The 18803-nt window shown below is 53.1% G+C and carries 17 protein-coding genes; 4 read left to right on the top strand and 13 right to left on the bottom strand.

Translation table 11 applies throughout. The features are described 5' to 3' along the window. Window positions 1-171 precede the first annotated feature (171 nt). The 3 genes from DOQ08_RS02980 to DOQ08_RS02970 all read right to left on the bottom strand — a co-directional run bounded on the left by DOQ08_RS02980 (window position 172) and on the right by DOQ08_RS02970 (window position 4027). Complete coding sequence (locus tag DOQ08_RS02980; RefSeq protein ID WP_114333403.1) at window positions 172-2355, bottom strand: bifunctional diguanylate cyclase/phosphodiesterase; 2184 nt, start codon at window positions 2353-2355, stop codon at window positions 172-174. Between the two features lie 280 nt (window positions 2356-2635). After that, window positions 2636-3235 carry an NAD(P)H:quinone oxidoreductase gene (wrbA, locus tag DOQ08_RS02975; protein WP_114333402.1) on the bottom strand — a complete coding sequence of 200 codons (600 nt, stop codon included), beginning with the start codon at window positions 3233-3235 and terminating at the stop codon, window positions 2636-2638. Between the two features lie 93 nt (window positions 3236-3328). Further along, window positions 3329-4027, bottom strand: coding sequence for a pirin family protein (locus tag DOQ08_RS02970; RefSeq protein ID WP_114333401.1), 699 nt, complete (start codon window positions 4025-4027; stop codon window positions 3329-3331). Window positions 4028-4239: 212 nt separating this feature from the next. Between DOQ08_RS02970 and dusA the strand changes: the two genes are divergently transcribed. The 4 genes from dusA to DOQ08_RS02950 all read left to right on the top strand — a co-directional run bounded on the left by dusA (window position 4240) and on the right by DOQ08_RS02950 (window position 8298). Next, window positions 4240-5262 (top strand): tRNA dihydrouridine(20/20a) synthase DusA, encoded by a 1023-nt coding sequence (gene dusA / locus DOQ08_RS02965; protein ID WP_114333400.1) that lies wholly within the window; start codon window positions 4240-4242, stop codon window positions 5260-5262. Window positions 5263-5379: 117 nt separating this feature from the next. Continuing rightward, window positions 5380-6345, top strand: coding sequence for a transaldolase (gene tal, locus DOQ08_RS02960; protein WP_114333399.1), 966 nt, complete (start codon window positions 5380-5382; stop codon window positions 6343-6345). Between the two features lie 55 nt (window positions 6346-6400). After that, window positions 6401-7528 carry a 3-deoxy-7-phosphoheptulonate synthase gene (locus DOQ08_RS02955; protein ID WP_114333398.1) on the top strand — a complete coding sequence of 376 codons (1128 nt, stop codon included), beginning with the start codon at window positions 6401-6403 and terminating at the stop codon, window positions 7526-7528. Next, entirely contained in the window at window positions 7525-8298 is a 774-nt protein-coding gene (locus tag DOQ08_RS02950; RefSeq protein ID WP_114333397.1) for a glycerophosphodiester phosphodiesterase, read from the top strand. The genes DOQ08_RS02955 and DOQ08_RS02950 overlap by 4 nt, the downstream gene beginning before the upstream one ends. A gap of 25 nt (window positions 8299-8323) precedes the next feature. On the opposite strand, the gene sthA is transcribed toward DOQ08_RS02950, so the two are convergent. From sthA to DOQ08_RS02900, 10 genes are all read right to left on the bottom strand, one after another. Then, complete coding sequence (gene sthA / locus DOQ08_RS02945; RefSeq protein WP_114333396.1) at window positions 8324-9715, bottom strand: Si-specific NAD(P)(+) transhydrogenase; 1392 nt, start codon at window positions 9713-9715, stop codon at window positions 8324-8326. Between the two features lie 69 nt (window positions 9716-9784). Beyond that, window positions 9785-10027, bottom strand: coding sequence for a (Na+)-NQR maturation NqrM (gene nqrM, locus DOQ08_RS02940; protein ID WP_114333395.1), 243 nt, complete (start codon window positions 10025-10027; stop codon window positions 9785-9787). Between the two features lie 11 nt (window positions 10028-10038). Beyond that, complete coding sequence (locus DOQ08_RS02935) at window positions 10039-11088, bottom strand: FAD:protein FMN transferase (protein WP_114333394.1); 1050 nt, start codon at window positions 11086-11088, stop codon at window positions 10039-10041. 9 nt (window positions 11089-11097) lie between these two features. Continuing rightward, window positions 11098-12324 (bottom strand): NADH:ubiquinone reductase (Na(+)-transporting) subunit F, encoded by a 1227-nt coding sequence (gene nqrF, locus DOQ08_RS02930; protein ID WP_114333393.1) that lies wholly within the window; start codon window positions 12322-12324, stop codon window positions 11098-11100. A 37-nt stretch (window positions 12325-12361) separates the two neighbouring features. Further along, the gene (gene nqrE / locus DOQ08_RS02925; protein ID WP_114333392.1) at window positions 12362-12970 is read right to left on the bottom strand and encodes an NADH:ubiquinone reductase (Na(+)-transporting) subunit E; all 609 of its coding nucleotides are present in this window, start codon (window positions 12968-12970) and stop codon (window positions 12362-12364) included. Further along, window positions 12970-13635, bottom strand: coding sequence for an NADH:ubiquinone reductase (Na(+)-transporting) subunit D (locus DOQ08_RS02920; RefSeq protein ID WP_114333391.1), 666 nt, complete (start codon window positions 13633-13635; stop codon window positions 12970-12972). Before DOQ08_RS02920 ends, nqrE begins: the two co-directional genes overlap by 1 nt. A gap of 2 nt (window positions 13636-13637) precedes the next feature. Further along, entirely contained in the window at window positions 13638-14441 is an 804-nt protein-coding gene (locus tag DOQ08_RS02915) for a Na(+)-translocating NADH-quinone reductase subunit C (RefSeq protein WP_114333390.1), read from the bottom strand. Beyond that, entirely contained in the window at window positions 14434-15642 is a 1209-nt protein-coding gene (locus DOQ08_RS02910; RefSeq protein WP_114333389.1) for an NADH:ubiquinone reductase (Na(+)-transporting) subunit B, read from the bottom strand. The genes DOQ08_RS02915 and DOQ08_RS02910 overlap by 8 nt, the downstream gene beginning before the upstream one ends. Before the next feature lie 4 nt (window positions 15643-15646). Then, on the bottom strand, window positions 15647-16993 hold the full coding sequence (locus tag DOQ08_RS02905) for a Na(+)-translocating NADH-quinone reductase subunit A (protein ID WP_114333388.1): 1347 nt from the start codon (window positions 16991-16993) through the stop codon (window positions 15647-15649). Between the two features lie 228 nt (window positions 16994-17221). Continuing rightward, entirely contained in the window at window positions 17222-18625 is a 1404-nt protein-coding gene (locus DOQ08_RS02900) for a glyceraldehyde-3-phosphate dehydrogenase (protein WP_406565342.1), read from the bottom strand. Between the last annotated feature and the right edge of the window lie 178 nt (window positions 18626-18803).

The raw sequence follows: 18803 nt of genomic DNA, 5'->3' as shown, positions 1-18803 counted from the left end.
GGTATCTGGCAACGTTAGGTCTATCACCCCCTTCTCTAGAATAAAGGCCCAGTCGAGGGCGGCAGCTCGAAGCGGCAGCAATAAACTGACGACCAAAACGACGAAGGAAAACCAGCGAATACACGGTGAGCAGTCTGGTGTTCTGCACCCCGTGGCCCTTCTCAACGGCATTTACGCTTCCGGTAGTTGTTGAGGCAGCTTAAGAAGCTCTTCCAGAGGCACCGGCCGGGAGAAATAAAAACCTTGCAGTATGTCGCAACGACGCTTTACCAGGTCACTGCGCTGTGAGTCCGTTTCAATACCTTCAGCCACCACTTCCAATCCAAGATGATGGGCCATGGTGATGATACCTTCTACAATCGCGGCGTTTTCCCGGCCGGTATCGATATCATGAATGAAGCTCCGGTCTATTTTTACTTTATTGATTGGCAACTGCCGCAAATAGCTCAAGCTTGAAAAACCGGTTCCGAAATCGTCTATAGCCACCCTGACACCAAGATTCCGAATGTTCTGGAGCAGCTCAATCGCTTTCTCGGAACCAGCCATCATCAAACCTTCGGTAACTTCCAGTTCCAGCTTCTCCGGGCTCAACCCGCTTTCATCAAGAGCTTGTTTTACTTCATCAAAGAATCCGTTGCGACGGAAATGCACAGGGGAGATATTTACCGCTACCGAGAGCGGCTCTTCGCGGCCCGCGTTGATGCGCCCCAAGTCGTGGCACGCCGTCCGCAGCACCCAGCGGTCCAGATCAATGATTTGCCCTGTGCGCTCTGCTAGAGGAATGAAATCCCCTGGCGGCACCATGCCACGTTCGGGATGCCTCCATCGCACAAGCGCTTCCAACGATGTCATTTCGCTGGTCACTGCATCCACCAGCGGCTGGTAGAAAAGCACCAGCTGGTTCTGCTCTACCGCCTCAAGCAGCTCTCGCCTCAGTTCAATATGTTCGCGAACTGTTGAATCCACATCACCGACGTACCACTCCCAGGTGTTACGCCCCTGCGATTTGGCTTCTCGCACGGCTAAATGCGCATGCTGAATAAGGCCGCAGGCGTTTTTGGATGAGGCCCGCCCAAGCGCTACTCCAATGCTGGCACTGACATGCACCACATGTTCATCAATGACAAACGGCTTCGCCAACAAACTTAACAGCCCTTCTACCACTGGCAGCGCTTGCTCTACACGGTTTCGTTCTGTCAACAACACTCCGAACTCGTCACCGGCAAATCGGGCAAGAAAATCTCCGGGTTCCAAACCGTCCACCAATCTCTTGGCCACAGCCTGCAGCAAACGGTCCCCAACTGCGTGACCCAAGCCATCATTGATGGAGGCAAAGCCATCGAGATTGATGAGCAAAACCGCCACATGCCCCTTCGCCAGTGGAAGATCCTCGGCAAGCCTGGATTCAAAACCCACGCGATTGGACAGCCCCGTGAGCAGGTCGTGGCTACGCTGAAAGTGTAACTTCAGTTCGCTTTCCCGTTGGCTGGTAATGTCTTTGGCGATCCCGTAAACCCCTACAACTTCGTCATCTACGATAATCGGCAGGTTGGTCACGTCGATCAAATACTCGTCGCCATTAATGTTATAGGCGACAACTTCGTAATTTTGAGGGGTACCTTTGAGCGCCTGCTCAAAAGCTTGTTGCGCGATGTCATGGTGTTCACTTTTAAGGAACTCATTAAAGTGCAAACCAAGAATATTTTCTTGCGCAAAGCCGGCGATATTTTCGGAGCCGCGGTTAGCCGCCACAAAACGACCCTGCAAGTCGAGTTCGAAAACAGCATCCGGGTGATAATTGAACAGAGACTGGTAACGCTGTGATTGAATACGAAGAGCGCGCTGATCTTGCTGTCGTGCTAAAGCAAACGCTAACAGCCCTGCGGCCCTCATGATCAACACCAGTTGATCATCGGTCGGAATTCCAGGTGTTGGGTGGTAAGTCGAAAAGGTGCCTAAAAGTGTATCGTTGGTCATCGTAACGGGGATAGACCAACAGGCTCTCAAATTCTCTGCTAAAGCAATTCCCCGATAGTCGGCCCAATTCGGGTCATCGGAGATATCACGGGTTATCACAATTTTACGTGTGGCGGCTGCTCTTCCACATGACGCTACCTGTGGGCCAATTTTCACGCGTTGCATGGCCTCGCGATAGGTCTCGGAAAGACCATCGCCTGCAACCAGACTGAGCGTTTCATCGGTTGGATCGAACAACATAAAAGTGACAATAGCGCTTGGCATTTCCCGCGCTACCATTTTTGTCACCTCCGCCAGAATAGCCATGAAAGGTTCATGACTGGCGATCATGTCCTGAATTTTTTGCTGATCCGCCAATTCGGCCAGGATGCGATTCATTCTTATGCCTTAAATGAGAAGCATGATTACTTTAAGTTACCGTTGATCTTAGAAGATTAGCAGCCAATGAGCAGTCTACCCAAGATCGCGAAAGGTCTAAGTACATCATAGTTCAAGCGTTTCAAAACATAAGGCGCGGCGTGGGCTCTCCTTCTTTTAAAAGATATAGATCAGTTGCAGATATATAACCAGCAAGACGTGCCGGTTAACTGCGCACAGTGTGAGGCAGTTAACCGGACACCTTCCTTCGCGTTTCGCCAAGGCAATCTTCGAAAGAGCTTTAACCTTTCAGCTTGGCGGCAATCTGAGCAACGTGCTCACCCTGATGACGGGCAATACCCAGCTCGCGCTCATCCGGCTGGCGTGATCCATCGCCGCCTGCGATGGTCGCTGCACCGTATGGGGTTCCGCCGCTTACATTCGAAATATCAAATAGCGCCGGGGAAGTATAGCCAATCGGTACGATAACCATGCCGTGGTGCGCCAAGGTGGTCCAGGTAGATGTGATCGTCATTTCCTGCCCGCCACCGGTGCCGGTAGAAGTAAAGACACTCGCCACTTTGCCCGCCAAGGCGCCTTTCGCCCACAGGCCTCCCGTCTGGTCAAAAAACGTGCGCACTTGGCCAGCCATGTTACCGAAACGCGTCGGTGTACCCACGATGATCGCGTCGTATTCGGCCAATTCTGCCGGCGTGGCTTCAGGGGCTTGCTGATCTACCTTGCCACCGGCAGCGGCGAACGCATCGGCATTCATGGTTTCAGGTACACGCTTTACCGTCACTTCCACACCGGAAACAGCACGAGCGCCTTCAGCGACTGCGTGAGCCATGGTTTCCATATGGCCGTACATGGAATAATAAAGAACCAGAACCTTTGTCATCTCAATTCCCCTTTTTCGTCTCGTTATACAACTTCAGAGCAAATTTAAAACCGGGGAGAGAGTCTCTCCCCAAGTGAAAGCAAGTCGCCTTGCTTACGCCACATCTACCAACACGATTTCACTGTCTTCGTTCGCGCTGACGGTCAATACCTCTTCATCGCGAATCGCCACGCCATCACCGGCATTGGCTACAACACCGTTTACCTTGATCTGGCCTGTAGCCGGTACAAGGTAGACCTTTCGACCAGAAGCAATTCGGTACTCAGTGCTCTGGCCCGCTTCCAGTGTAGCTGCAACCATACGAGCATCTGTACGAATCGGAAGAGCATCTTTATCTTCCGGCAAACCGCTGGCCAGCGTGACGAACGAGCCGCTTCGATCACCCTTTGGAAACGGTTTTGCGCCCCATGCGGGTGGCAATCCGGTTTCGTTTGGCATGATCCAGATCTGGAAGATCTGTGTAGTCTCGTCTTCTTCGTTCATCTCGCTATGCGCTATACCGGTGCCCGCACTCATCACCTGCACATCGCCCGCTTCAGTGCGGCCACGATTGCCAAGGCTATCCTGGTGCGTAATGGCACCTTTGCGAACATAGGTGATAATTTCCATGTCGCGGTGCGGATGGCGCGGAAAGCCCGAATGGGGTGCGATGGTGTCGTCATTCCACACTCGCAGGTTTCCCCAGTTCATCCGGTTCGGGTCGTAGTACTCGGCAAATGAAAAATGGTGACGAGTGTCGAGCCAACCGTGATGCGCTCCGCCCAGTTCTTTATGGGGTCTAAGTTCAATCATTGCAGGACCTCCTCTTGATTCGATTCAACTGCGCTGTTCGATGGATTCACCATAGTCACGGGGCATGAACAATGAAAACGGAACGTTTTGACCGTACTGTTCAATAAAATTGAATCGTTCTCACAGGCACTGCGACTAAGGGCATCCCCTCAATCAATCGGGCCGATTTCCTGATAGAATTGTCATCTCAAACGGGCAACCCTGAGCATTTAATGATCGATCAAACACCTCCCAAAAACACTGGGCCAGAGCCATCCCGGCGCTTTTCCATTGCCCCGATGATGGATTGGACCACGCCTCACTTTCGCTATTTGGCGCGTATTCTCAGTCGCCGCGCACTTCTGTATACCGAAATGGTGACCACAGGCGCGTTGATTCACGGAGACACTCAGCGCTTTCTTCGCCACGACCCGGCTGAATACCCGCTAGCGTTGCAGCTGGGCGGCAGCAATCCGGATGAGTTAGCGAAATGTGCAACGCTTGCTGAGGAGTACGGCTTCAGTGAGGTAAATCTGAACGTGGGCTGCCCGAGCGACAGGGTTCAAAACAACATGATCGGCGCGTGCCTGATGGGGCACCCGGATAAGGTCGCCGAAGGTGTGGCGGCGATGAAAGCAGCTACCAACCTACCGGTGACCGTTAAACACCGGATTGGCATCAATGGCCGTGAATCCTGGGAAGAGTTGTGCGAGTTTATCGAGAAGGTGTCAGCCGCCGGTTGCAACACGTTCATTGCCCACGCCCGCATTGCCATTCTCGAAGGGCTCAGCCCGAAAGAGAACCGCGACATTCCCCCGCTGAAGTACGATTGGGTGTACCGTTTAAAGCAGACCTATCCGGAACTCGAGATCATCATCAACGGTGGCATCAAAACCATCGAAGAATGCCACGACCATCTTCGCCATACCGACGGCGTCATGCTGGGCCGGGAGGCATACCATAACCCTTGGCTGCTAACTGAAGTAGACCCCGAGTTTTTCGGCGAAGAAGCCCCAGTCACCAGCCGCCACGATGCCCTGCGTGCGATGTTCCCGTTCATTCAGAAAGAACTGGACCGCGGCGTTTACCTCACCCACATTACCCGCCACATAATGGGCCTGTTTTTGGGCATGCCGGGCGGCCGGCAATTCCGGCGTCACTTAAGTGAAAATGCCAACAAGCCGGGCTCGGGGCTGGAAGTAGTGGAACAAGCACTTGCGAAAGTGCGAGAGCCAGAAGCGGTTTTGGAAAACTAACGGTCACAGCCTTTAGTTGTCTTGTTCCTGTTGTAAGCTGCCGTTATTGTAGAGGTTACTAAAGTGTTCCGGAGCCGAACACTTCAATAACAACTATCAATGCGGACGACAGCACGAATGACGAACAAGCTAGACCAATTGAAAACCATGACAACGGTGGTTGCCGACACCGGCGACCTCGACGCCATTGCCCAGTGGCGGCCACAAGATGCAACCACCAACCCGTCCCTGCTTCTAAAGGCAGCGGCGTCGGATGCTTATCGCCCCATGCTGGACAACGCCATTATGATGGCCACCCGTCAAGGCGGCTCTTCGGCCGATCAATTGACACTGGCAACCGACATGCTGGCGGTACTGGCAGGCAAAGAAATTCTGGAGCTTATCCCGGGCGTGGTATCCACTGAAGTTGATGCCCGCCTGTCGTTCGATACCGCTGCGACGCTAAAGCGTGCACGCCGAATCATCGAACTTTACGATCAGCAAGGGGTCGATACCAGTCGGGTTCTGATCAAAATCGCCTCAACCTGGGAAGGCATTCTGGCCGCCGAGCAGCTTGAAAAAGAAGGCATTCGCTGCAACCTGACACTGCTGTTCTCATTCGTGCAGGCCGTTGCCTGCGCTCAAGCCGGGGCCCATCTCATTTCACCCTTTGTCGGCCGAATTCTGGACTGGCATTTAGCCAATTCTGGCCGCGATAGCTACCCGTCCGAAGAAGATCCCGGCGTACAATCCGTTACCCGGATCTACAATTACTACAAAGCCCACGGCTTCAACACGGTAGTGATGGGGGCGAGTTTCCGAAATACCGGGGAAATTGAAATGCTGGCCGGCTGCGACCGCCTGACCATTAGCCCCGCTCTGTTGCAGCAGCTCCAGGATGACAACGGGCCGTTAACCCAAAAGCTCAAAGCCGAAACCGCCGCGAGCAGTGATGTTATCGGTCCGGTTGACGAAAAACTGTTCCGATGGGAATCCAACGAAGACGCCATGGCTACCGAGAAGCTGGCCGATGGCATTCGCCGGTTCTCAGCCGACCAGATTGAATTGGAAAACCAGGTACGTCAGCAGGCCAACGCTGCGTAGGTTACGGCTTGTGCCGGTAGCGCCAGTGATCGCCCGTTAAATCGAGGATTTCATCATGTTAGCCATTCTTCACCCGAATACTGAGCTGAATAGCGAAGCTTACCGCCAGACCATGCACTACCTGGAAAATCTGCCCGGCGTGAGTCTGCGGGTTCACGAGGTTCAAGGTGCCAGTCAGCGGCTGACCGAAATCTATCTGCTTGGCGACACAAAGCCGCTGGATAAAGACGAGATCGAGGCGTTACCGGCGGTTGAGCGGGCCATCCGGATATCCGAGGACTACCGCATTCTGGGGCGGCATAAGGACGATAATCGCCAAAGCGGGTTCAACTACAACGGTGTCGACTTTAACCAGAACAATTTGAATGTCTTTGCCGGTTTGTGTGCCGTGGATGTGCCTGAACACGTCGAAATCATGATGAAGGCGCTGGAAGAGAATGGCCAGGTATGTACGCGCATGGGCGCCTACAAACCCAGAACCAACCCGTACTCGTTCCAGGGGCACGGCAAAGGCTGTTTGCCTTGGGTGTTCGAGAAAGCCGGTAAGCATGGCATTAAAGTGGTCGCGATGGAGATCACCCATGAAAGCCACATCGAAGAAATTGATACCTGCCTGGAAAAACTGGGCCGGCCCACCGGCGTTATGCTGCAAGTGGGCACCCGCAACACCCAGAACTTTGAACTTCTGAAAGCCATTGGCCGCCAAAGCACCTACCCGGTTCTGTTAAAGCGGGGCTTCGGGATCACCCTGAATGAATCGTTGAATGCTGCGGAATATCTGGCAAGCGAAGGTAACGCCAACGTGATCTTCTGTCTGCGCGGTATGAAAACCGAAGCGGGCCAGCCACACCGCAACATGGTCGATTTTGCCCACGTTCCGGCAGTGAAACGACTAACGAGGATGCCGGTCTGCGTCGACCCGTCTCATTCCGTTGGTACCCGTCAGCATTCTCCGGACGGCATTCTCGATGTTATGCACGCCACCGCTCAGGGCGTTATCGCCGGCGCCAATATGGTGCTGGTAGACTTCCACCCGAAACCCGAGAAAGCCTTGGTAGACGGCCCTCAGGCCCTTCTAATGAATGAATTACCGGCCTATCTGGAAGACATCCAGTTATGCCATGACACCTGGAAGAAGCGCCAGGCTATCTACAAACGATTAAAGGATAACGCTACAGAATGATCATTTATGGTCACCGCGGGGCCAAAGGTGAGGCCCCTGAAAACACCCTGCCCGGGTTTCTTCATGCCTACCGTCAAGGTGTACGGCACTTCGAGCTTGATTTGGCATTATCAAAAGACGGCATACCGGTCTTGGTACACGATTTAACCGTAGACCGCACCACAGGCCAGAAAGGTGGCATCAGCAAATTCACCGCGCAAGAACTCAGCCAGATGGATGCCCGGCGAAACACCAGCTCGTGGCCTCACCCTACGGGCATTCCGGCTCTTGAAACCTTACTGGATCAACTGGCAGATCTGGAGCACCTTCAGCTCGAGGTGAAGAAAGACAACCGGGACCGGCTCAACATTCTGTGCAACCGGCTGACCGAAATCATTCAGCGGCGTAACCTGTATCAAACAGCAGCCATCACTTCGACAGACCCTTGGTTTCTGCGTGAAATCCGCCGGCGAGACAAGAACATTCGTCTGGGACTGGTGGCTGAGCGGAAGTTTCCCAAACCGCTAAAAATAGCCAGCTCTCTGGGCTGCGAATACTTTTGTGCGAATTGGCGAATTCTCAGCAAGGAGATGATCGATACCGCTCACAAACGCAATATGCACGTCTCTGCGTGGACGGTAAACCGCATACACGACATGCTCAGCCTGGAGGAGATGGGAGTGGACAGCATCATCACCGATTTCCCGACCAGCACTCGAATGTACTTCGATAATCGGGCTAACTCGTTAATGACCTTAACTGCCCAAGAAACCGAGCAGCCAGAATCGTAACTGGCCGCCCGGGACTCGGCCTGAATCAGAAGATCCGATTCAGGCCGTTCAGTGCAGCTACCCGGTAGGCTTCCGCCATGGTCGGGTAGTTAAAGGTGGTGTTAATGAAGTAGTTCAGGGAGTTTGCCTCCCCTTCCTGATTCATAATGGCCTGGCCGATGTGTACGATCTCGGCCGCTTGGTCACCAAAGCAGTGGATACCCAGAATTTCCCGCGTTTCCCTGTGGAACAACAGCTTCAGCATGCCCACGGCTTCGCCGGTAATCTGTGCACGAGCCAGGTCTTTGAAAAACGCCTGCCCCACATCGTAGGGCACTTTCGCTTCAGTCAGCTCGCGCTCGGTTTTACCAACGGAGCTGATTTCAGGGATGGTGTAAATGCCGGTCGGCACATCATCCACGAAACGGAAGTACTCATCCTGCACCACATCAGAAGAAGCTGAACGCCCCTGGTCGTAGGCCGCACTTGCCAAGCTTGGCCAGCCGATCACGTCGCCCACCGCGTAGATATGCTCTACCTCGGTGCGGTAATGATCGTCTACCGACAACTGGCCACGGCTGTTCGGCTCAAGCCCGACTTTGTCGAGCCCCAGGTTATCGGTATTGCCACTGCGGCCGTTACACCACAGGAACGCATCTGCCCGGATTTTTTTACCGGATTGCAGCGTGACCACCACACCGTGGTCGTCCCCTTTGACGGTTTCGTACTGCTCATTGTGGCGAACCAGCACACCGTTGTTTCTCAGGTGGTAGCTGAGCGCGTCCGAAATCTCGTCATCCAGGAACGACAGCAGCCGACTGCCCGGATTGATCAAATCTACCTTCACCCCCAAGCCCGCAAAGATTGACGCGTATTCGGAGCCGATCACGCCAGCACCATAGATGATCAAGGTGCGCGGAGTATGAGACAGATTCAGAATGGAGTCGGAGTTGTAAATCCGGTGGTGACGGAAATCCACATCGGGCGGCAGATAAGGGCGCGAACCGGTTGCAATGATGGCCTGCTTGAAGTGGATGGTTTCTACCGATTTATGACCACGAATTTCCAAGCGGTTCTTGTCCAGAAATGCGGCACGGCCGTTAATCAGATCGACCCGGTTTCGGGAGTAAAACTGCGTGCGTAATTTGACCTGCTTACCAATGACCTTCTGAGCACTTTGCAGAACACGAGGAAATGAGAACCACCGAGGTTCACCGATGTCCCGGAACATCTGGTTCGTGTTAAACGTAATGATCTGCTTAACAGAATGACGCAGCGCCTTGGAAGGAATGGTTCCCCAATGAGTACAGTTACCCCCTACCGTGGCCTTGTCTTCAATGATCGCAACGCGCTTATTGTGCTTAGCCGCGTTCATCGCCGCCCCTTCACCCGAGGGGCCGGCGCCGATCACAACAACGTCGTAATGATGTTCTGCCATGCGCGCAGTATCTCCTTATCTACGTCTCGTGAGCGTAGCTTTAATTATTGAGTGTGTGTTCGCTTGCTGTTACTTATCAATTTTGCTGGCATCGTAAGCCAGATTTTCTGCTTTCGCTGGCTCTGCAGAGTCAGTACGACTCTCTTCACACTTCTGGGTGTTACCACCACAAATATCACAAGAAGAACTGATGCCGAGTGCACCAATGCCACCGCAAGTGCCGCTGATTGGCTTACGGCCGAAGATAACACCAACGGACATACCCACCATCAGTAAAACCACAATCGCCAAAACTAACAAAAAGGTACTCATATCTGCCCCCTTTACTGGACAACGTAAGACGAAAACGCCGGCGTGCTGTGCACGTCAAATCCAGCTTCACCCCTTACAATAAAATACGCCGGAATATTTTCTCGGGTCGCCAGACTCATTGCCCGCTCGAACCCCATGACATTAAAGGCCGTTGCTAATGCATCAGCCGTCATGCAGTCATCCGAAATCACCGTCACCGATGCTAACCGATGTTCAATCGGCCTACCGGTATCTGGATCAATTGTATGCGAATATCGATGCCCTTCCGATTCGTAGTAGTTCCGATAGTCACCGGAAGTTGCCATGGATTTCTGATCCAGCGCCACCACCACATTTACTTGTCGGGCTTGCTCCGAAGGGGTCTCCACCGCCAATCGCCAGACTTCGCCATCGGGCTTACGGCCACGGGTACGCACCTCACCGCCTATCTCCACAAGGTAGGCTGGAACACCTTGGCTGTCGAGGTAGCGGGCGACGACATCCACACCATAGCCCTTAGCAATGCCCGACAGGTCGATGTACTGAGGATGTGTACTGCGAATAGCCGAGGATTCTTTGTCCAGCTCCAGGAATTCCCACCCGGTGACACTCAGCAGGTTTTCCAGTTCTTCATCGGAGGGAATGTGCTCTGGCCGGGCATCCGGGCCAAATCCCCAAAGATTAACCACCGGACCAATGGTGGCATCGAAGGCCCCATCCGTCTGGGCAGATATTTCCTGGGCACGTTGAATCACTTCAAACAGTGGCGCGGAAAGTGTTGTCCAGTCAGCCTGATTCGGTTTTCGATTCAACTTCGAAAGTTCTGAATCCTGCTTCCAGGTAGACATAGCGCTGTCAACCTGCTCCAACTCCGCCTGGATACTCTGCGCCAATACGTTAAGCCTGGCGTTGTCTTCCGGCAATACGACATTGATGTGATAAGTCGTCCCGAAGATCCCACCAGAAATCTCCCAGACTTTTTCTTCTTCCTGAAACGAGCAACCCGCCAGGGCGGCCACAGCCAGCGTCATAATGACGCTGGCCATAACCACCCTGACGGGTTCATACATGCGGGATGTCATTTGAGCTAATTAACCTCCAAAGTCATCCAGCATGATGTTTTCATCTTCTACACCAAGGTCTTTCAACATCTTGATGACCGACGCGTTCATGATTGGAGGCCCACACATGTAGAACTCACAATCTTCAGGCGCCGGATGGTCCTTCAGATAGTTATCGTACAACACGTTGTGGATGAACCCGGTCGGGCCTTCCCAATTATCGGTTGGCAGTGCATCAGACAACGCAACATGCCACTCGAAGTTTTCGTTCTCTTCGGCCAAGCCGTCGAAGTCTTCAACGTAGAACATCTCGCGAACACTTCGTGCACCGTACCAGAAGCTGATCTTACGCTTCGACTTCAGGCGCTTGAGCTGGTCAAAGATGTGGGAACGCATAGGCGCCATACCCGCACCACCACCAACAAACACCATTTCAGCATCTGTCTTCTTGGCGAAGAACTCACCGAACGGCCCCATAACGGTAACCTTGTCACCCGGCTTCAGGTTGAACACGTAGCTCGACATGATGCCTGGTGGGTGGTCGGTGCCAGGAGGCGGTGTAGCGATACGGATGTTGAACTTAAGAAGACCCTTTTCTTCCGGGTAGTTCGCCATGGAATAGGCCCGGATAGTTTCTTCTTTATTGATCGCCTTATAACGCCAGATGTCGTGCTTGTCCCAATCTTCGTGGAACTCTTCCTCGATAGCGAAATCTTTGAAATTGATTTCGTAAGGAGGGCACTCCAACTGCACGTAACCACCAGCTCGGAAGTCTACTTCCTCGCCTTCCGGAAGCTTCAATACCAATTCTTTGATGAAAGTGGCCACGTTGTGGTTAGAAATGACTTCGCATTCCCACTTCTTCACGCCAAAGAATTCTTCTGGCACTTCGATCTTCATGTCCTGCTTAACAGGAACCTGACACGACAAACGCCAGCCTTCTTTTTCTTCACGGTTGGTGAAGTGTGTCTTTTCAGTCGGCAGCATCGCGCCGCCGCCGTCCAGAACTTTACACTTACACTGGGCACAGGTACCGCCGCCGCCGCAAGCGGAGGACAAGAAGATACCACTGCCTGCCAGGGTGCCCAACAGTTTGCCACCGGCTTCCGTTTTCACGGTGTGTTCCGGGTCGTCATTGATTTCGATGGTCACATCACCGGTGCTTACCAGTTTGGATCTCGCTGCGAGGATGACCGCAACGAGCGCCAGAACGATAACGGTGAACATGACCACGCCGAGTATTATTTCTGTATACATGGTCTCGCCTTTTCGTTAAACCGAATCACCGGGTGAATTACAGGGAAATCCCTGAAAAGGACATAAAGCCAAGGGACATCAAACCAACAGTAATGAAGGTGATCCCCAAGCCACGCAGGCCTTCCGGAACATCGCTGTACTTGAGCTTCTCGCGGATACCAGCCAGGGCAACGATTGCCAACGCCCAGCCAACACCAGCACCAAAGCCGTAAACCACACTTTCACTGAAGGTGTAATCACGCTCTACCATGAACAGTGCCGCACCCATGATGGCGCAGTTCACCGTGATCAATGGCAGGAACACACCCAGCGCGGAGTAAAGCGCCGGAATGTATTTATCCAGAATCATTTCCATGATCTGAACAATGGCCGCAATAACACCGATGTAAGTGATCAGGCCGAGGAAGCTCAGATCAACCTCAGGCAGACCGGCCCACGCCAGCGCACCTTCACGCAGAATGTTGTTGTAAATGAGGTTGTTCACCGGAACGGTCAACGTCAGTACAACAATTACCGCGATACCCAAACCGGTAGCAGCTTCAACTTTCTTGGAGATGGCCAGGAACGTACACATACCCAAGAAGAACGCGAGCGCCATGTTCTCAATGAAAATTGCCTTGAGAAGCAGGCTGATATAGTGCTCCATCAGAACGCCTCCTTATGGGTGTGACGGGACATCTTGTAGTCCGGCTCTTCAACCTGCTCAGGCATCCAGGTACGAAGACCCCAGATCGCCAAACCAATGATGAAGAACGCACTGGGTGGCAACAGCAACAAGCCGTTAGTGATGTACCAGCCGCCTTCGTTAACCGGAGTCAGCAAGGTAACACCGAACAAAGAACCTGCGCCCAGCAGCTCACGGAAGAAAGCAACGAACAACAGCATGACCGAGTAGCCAAGACCGTTACCGATACCGTCCACGAAGCTCAACCAAGGGCCATTCTTCATGGCAAAACCTTCGGCACGACCCATAACGATACAGTTAGTAATGATCAGTCCAACGAAAACCGACAATTGCTTACTGATTTCGTAGGCATAGGCCTTGAGGATCTGGTCTACCACGATTACCAGAGAGGCAATGATAGTCATCTGTACGATGATCCGGATACTGCCCGGAATCTGGGTACGTACCAGCGATACGGCCAGGTTCGAAAACGCGGTAACCGCAATAACCGACAAGCACATAACGATGGTGACGCTCATGCTCGTGGTTACGGCGAGCGCTGAACAAATACCAAGGATCTGCAGCCCGATCGGGTTGTTACTGAATATCGGTTCGAAAAGAACCTGTTTGGCGCTTGCTTCAGCCATGATCAGACCTCCCCTTCACGAAGTTTCTTGAGGAACGGCGCGTAGCCACGGTCGCCCATCCAGTAGTTGACCAGTTGTTCAACACCGCGGCTGGTGAGTGTGGCGCCTGAAAGAGCATCAATTTTGTGCTCTTTGTTCTTGGCATCCGCACCAACTCCACCTTTGACCAGCTTGATTTGAGGCTCGGTCGGGTCGTCGCCGTACAGTTCCTTACCCACCCACTGCTGCTTCCAGCGGGGGTTGTCCACTTCACCACCGAGACCCGGGGTTTCTGCGTGAGCGTAGAAACCAAGCCCTTCGATGGTATTCAAATCACCTTCAAGAGACACGAAACCGTACAAGGTAGACCACAGGCCGTATCCGTGTACTGGCAGAACCACTCGAACCAGATCTCCGTTTTCGCTCAAGGTGTATACCTTTGCGATGTTCGGGCGGCGCTTAATGCCCGCCTGGTCTTCGGAGGATGGAATGTTAGTGCTCAATTTCGGGTCAGAAGCCGCTTTATACATGTCGTACTTCATAGGATCTTCTACACCGACGGCAGAAGGCTCTACGAAATCACCGGTTTCAAGATCAACCAGGCGAACGTCGAACAGTTCAAAGCGTTCCTCGATCTGATCAGCGCTTGCGCCGGTTTCCAGCATACCGGCTGCTGCCAGAATGTTGGACTTGATGTCCAGGTTCTGGTTTTTAACCTGAGCCGGACGGAGCGATACCGCTGCGGTAGAAACCACCACAGAGAATACGATACTCAGTACCAGTGCAACGATCAGCGTTCTGGAGACAGTTTCTTTAGCTTTAGCCACGAGCAAGCCTCCGTTTGATGTTTGCTTGAACCACGTAATGATCCATCAACGGAGCAAACAGGTTAGCAAACAGAATCGCCAACATGATGCCTTCCGGGAACGCAGGGTTAACTACGCGGATAAGGACGGTCATTACACCCACCAGAATGCCGAAGCACCAGCGGCCGGTGTTGGTCATAGACGCTGAAACCGGATCTGTTGCCATGAACATCATACCGAAGGCAAAACCACCCATTACCAGATGCCAGTGCGGCGGTACGGCAAACATGTTGTTGGTTTCAGATCCAACCAGGTTCAGCAGCAGAGACATAGCAATCATGCCGATCAGCACGCCCCCAACAATGCGGTAGCTGGCAATACGCATGGCGATCAGTGCCAAGCCGCCAATCAGCACAGCAATTGTGGAGGTTTCACCCATAGAACCTTGAATGGTCCCGACGAACGCGTTCATCCAGCCGATCTGCTGGTTCAACACTTCCATACCTTCGCTGGCCGCTACGCTTAGCGCAGTCGCTCCGCTGAAACCGTCAACAGCCGTCCATACGGTGTCGCCGGAAATCTGAGCCGGATACGCAAAGTAAAGGAACGCACGACCCGTCAGCGCCGGGTTCAGGAAGTTTTTGCCAGTACCGCCAAAGACTTCTTTACCGATCACAACGCCGAAGGTGATGCCCAGAGCCACCTGCCAAAGAGGAATGGAAGGCGGGCAAATCAATGCGAACAGGATAGACGTTACGAAGAAGCCTTCGTTTACTTCGTGACGACGCACGGTTGCAAACAGAACTTCCCAGAAACCGCCCACAATGAAGGTCACCGCATATACCGGAATGAAGTAAGCCATCCCGTATACGAAGTTGTCCCACAGGCCAGCTCCAGCACCTGTAACGGCGAGAGCTTGAATAAATGCGGTACGCAGACCACCGTCGCCTACAAAAGCGTCCGGGTTAGCGGCCAGGAAATTGTTGGCCTGATAGCCAATATTCCACATACCGAAGAACATCGCCGGGAACGCACACAACCACACGGTGATCATGATGCGCTTAAGATCAACACCATCACGTACGTGAGAAGTTGTCTTGGTTACCGATCCGGGCGTGTAGAAAATAGTGTCGGCAGCTTCGTACAGCGCGTACCAGCGCTCCCACTTGCCACCTTTCTCAAAGTGATGCTCGATACCATCGAGATACTGTCTGATAGACATCTTGTTAGCCCTCGATCTCGATTCGGGTCAGGTTCTCGCGGAGAATCGGACCGTATTCATATTTACCCGGACACACAAAGGTGCACAGGGAGAGATCTTCTTCGTCCAGTTCCAGAGCGCCCAGCTTCTGAGCCACTTCGGTATCACCAACAATCAGCGCACGCAGCAACTGAGTTGGCAGAATATCCAGCGGCATCACCTGCTCATAGGCACCAACGGGGACCATCGCGCGTTCACTACCGTTGGTGGTGGTGGTGAAGTCGAAGCGCTTGCCGCCCATCAGCTTGGACAAGTAGATGTTCAGTACGGAGAACTTGTTGGCACCCGGGGTCAACCAGCCCATGAAGTGGCGCTTAAAGCCCTCTTCCAGAACAGACACTTGGTTGGCAAACCGGCCCAGGTAGGCACAAGGACCATCACCACGACGGCCACCGAAGACAGAACCGGAGATCGCACGGATCTCGCAATCGGTTGCTACTTCACCGTCCAGAAGCTCAGGCAAGCTGGCACCCAAACGGGTACGAACGAGGCGAGGCTTCAGAGCTTTCGGGCCACCGATAGCCACGATGCGCTCAACCGGTACTTCACCGGTTTCGAACAGCTTGGCGATATCGATCACGTCTTGGTAATTGATTGACCAGACGGTCTTGTTGGCGGAAACCGGGTCCAAATAATGGATGTGGGTTCCCACGTTGCCGGCAGGATGTACACCATCAAACTGATGCACTTCGATGTTGTCGGCTTTCGGCACAGACACGTTAGTGCCCGGTTTACCCGTAACGAATACCTTACCGTTAGTGAGGCGAGAGATAATGGTCAAACCTTTTTCAAAAGCCTGACTGTTCTCGCCAATGATCACCGCAGGGTCCGCCGCTAGCGGATTGGTGTCCATCACTGACACAAAAATGGAGTTCGGAGCAGAGTCGATAGCCGGAACCTTGCTGTACGGACGAGTGCGGAACGCTGTCCACAAACCGGATTCAACAAGGTTATCGACTACTTGCTGGCGTTCCAGGCCGGCGAGATCCGAGTCGTTGTAGCGGGCATAGGTTTCAGCCTCGTCACCATCGATCTCGATGACAACAGATTGAAATACTCGACGCTCACCGCGATTAACTTCTTTCACCACACCGGCAGCCGGTGAAGTGTAACGAACGCCTTCGGTCTTCTTATCCGTGAACAGCAGCGTACCGCGCTTAACACGGTCCCCTTCTTTTACAGCCATAGTCGGCTTCATGCCGTGATAGTCAAAGCCAATAAGCGCCACGTGGCGAATCGGCTTGCCATCGGTAATGGTCTGTTCGGGAGCGCCGCTGATGGGAAGATCCAGGCCTTTTTTGATCTTGATCATTAGCCTCATCCAGTCATCAGAAACTATTCTGTGGATTCTTAAACGCCCAACTCCTGAGAAACGTACCGCGGAGCAAGACACACCCAAAATCGCGCCAATTATAGAGATTACGGAAACCTATTTCCACCGGTAACCAATATGCTTTTGATGCCAAAATATACAAAAAAGCCCCGGCAACTCTCGTTACCGGGGCTTTCCTTTCCGCCTCTCTCGAGCCGAACTACGACCTTAGTCGCGTGCGCGCTTCGGGAAGATCGGGTAATCAACGCCAGCCATCTGGTTAACGCAACGGATAACCTGAGCGCTGTAGCCGAATTCGTTGTCGTACCATACGTACAGAATCAGGCGCTTGCCGTTGGCGATGGTCGCCTGAGCGTCAACCACACCCGCGTGACGCGAGCCTACGAAGTCGGTTGAAACCACTTCTGGCGAATTCACAAAGTCGATCTGCTTTTGCAGCTCAGAGTGCAGAGCCATTTCACGCAGGTATTCATTCACCTTTTCCACGTCTACATCAGACTTCAGGTTCAGGTTCAGGATCGCCATGGAAACGTTCGGAGTCGGAACACGGATCGCGTTGCCGCTCAATTTGCCCTTCAACTCAGGCAGAGCTTTCGCAACCGCTTTAGCCGCGCCTGTTTCAGTGATAACCATGTTCAATGCTGCACTACGACCGCGACGGCTGCCTTTGTGGTAGTTGTCGATCAGGTTCTGGTCGTTGGTGTACGAGTGAACGGTTTCAACGTGACCGTCTTCAATACCGAACTCGTCGTTGATCGCCTTCAATACAGGGGTGATGGCGTTAGTGGTGCAAGAAGCAGCAGACAGAATCTTGTCGTCTTCGGTGATCCAATCGTTGTTGATACCGTAAACTATGTTCTTGATGTCGCCCTTACCCGGCGCCGTCAGAATCACCCGGCTAACACCTTTGGACTTCAGGTGCAGACCAAGGCCAGCTTCATCACGCCAGATACCGGTGTTATCCACAACGATGGCGTTGTCGATACCGTATTCGGTGTAATCCACCTGATCAGGACCACCAGAGTAGATCACTTTGATGAAGTTGCCGTTAGCGATCAGGGCAGAGTTTTCTTCATCAACGGTGATAGAACCATTGAAAGGCCCGTGCACAGAGTCACGACGCAGCAAGCTGGCGCGCTTCTCGAGATCGTTTTCAGCACCGCCCTGACGCACGACGATCGCGCGCAGACGCAGGTTGTTACCGCCACCTGCCTTTTCGATCAGGATGCGAGCCAGAAGACGACCAATACGACCGAAACCGTACAGAACCACGTCTTTGGTGTCGTTGTTGGCGTCTTGCTCGGACTGCGCTTCGTACTCACCAACAATAGGGCCGATCTCGCGCTTCAGAAACTCAACAAGGTCACCGCCTTCATCTTTGAACTTGACCGCAAGCTTACCGATATCAACGTGAGCACGGCCCAGATTCAGCTTATCCATCTCTTGCAGGATCGGCATGGTGTCATGCACAGACAGTTCGCTATCTTCAACCTGGCGAACGAAACGGTGAGCCCGCAGGATATCGATCACAGACTGGTTAATGATCGAACGACCGTAAACAGATGTTACTACATTGTTTTTACGGTAAAGGCGGCCGATCAGCGGAATCATCGCTTCCGCGGTGGACTCTCGTTCAGTCCAGTTGGACAGATGCTGGTTGATCTTGTCGTGACTCACGGTTGAAACCTCGTTTAGCACAGGGGGAGTAATTTTGTGGCGCACATTATCCAACTTAACGAGCCTCACGGCAAATGGCTTTGTGTATCCCTATAACAAGCGGCGACCATGA

Source organism: Marinobacter litoralis (assembly GCF_003336705.1).
GTDB lineage: Bacteria > Pseudomonadota > Gammaproteobacteria > Pseudomonadales > Oleiphilaceae > Marinobacter > Marinobacter litoralis.
The sequence above is the reverse complement of the archived record's forward strand: the minus strand, read 5'-3'. Positions and strand labels throughout refer to the sequence as shown.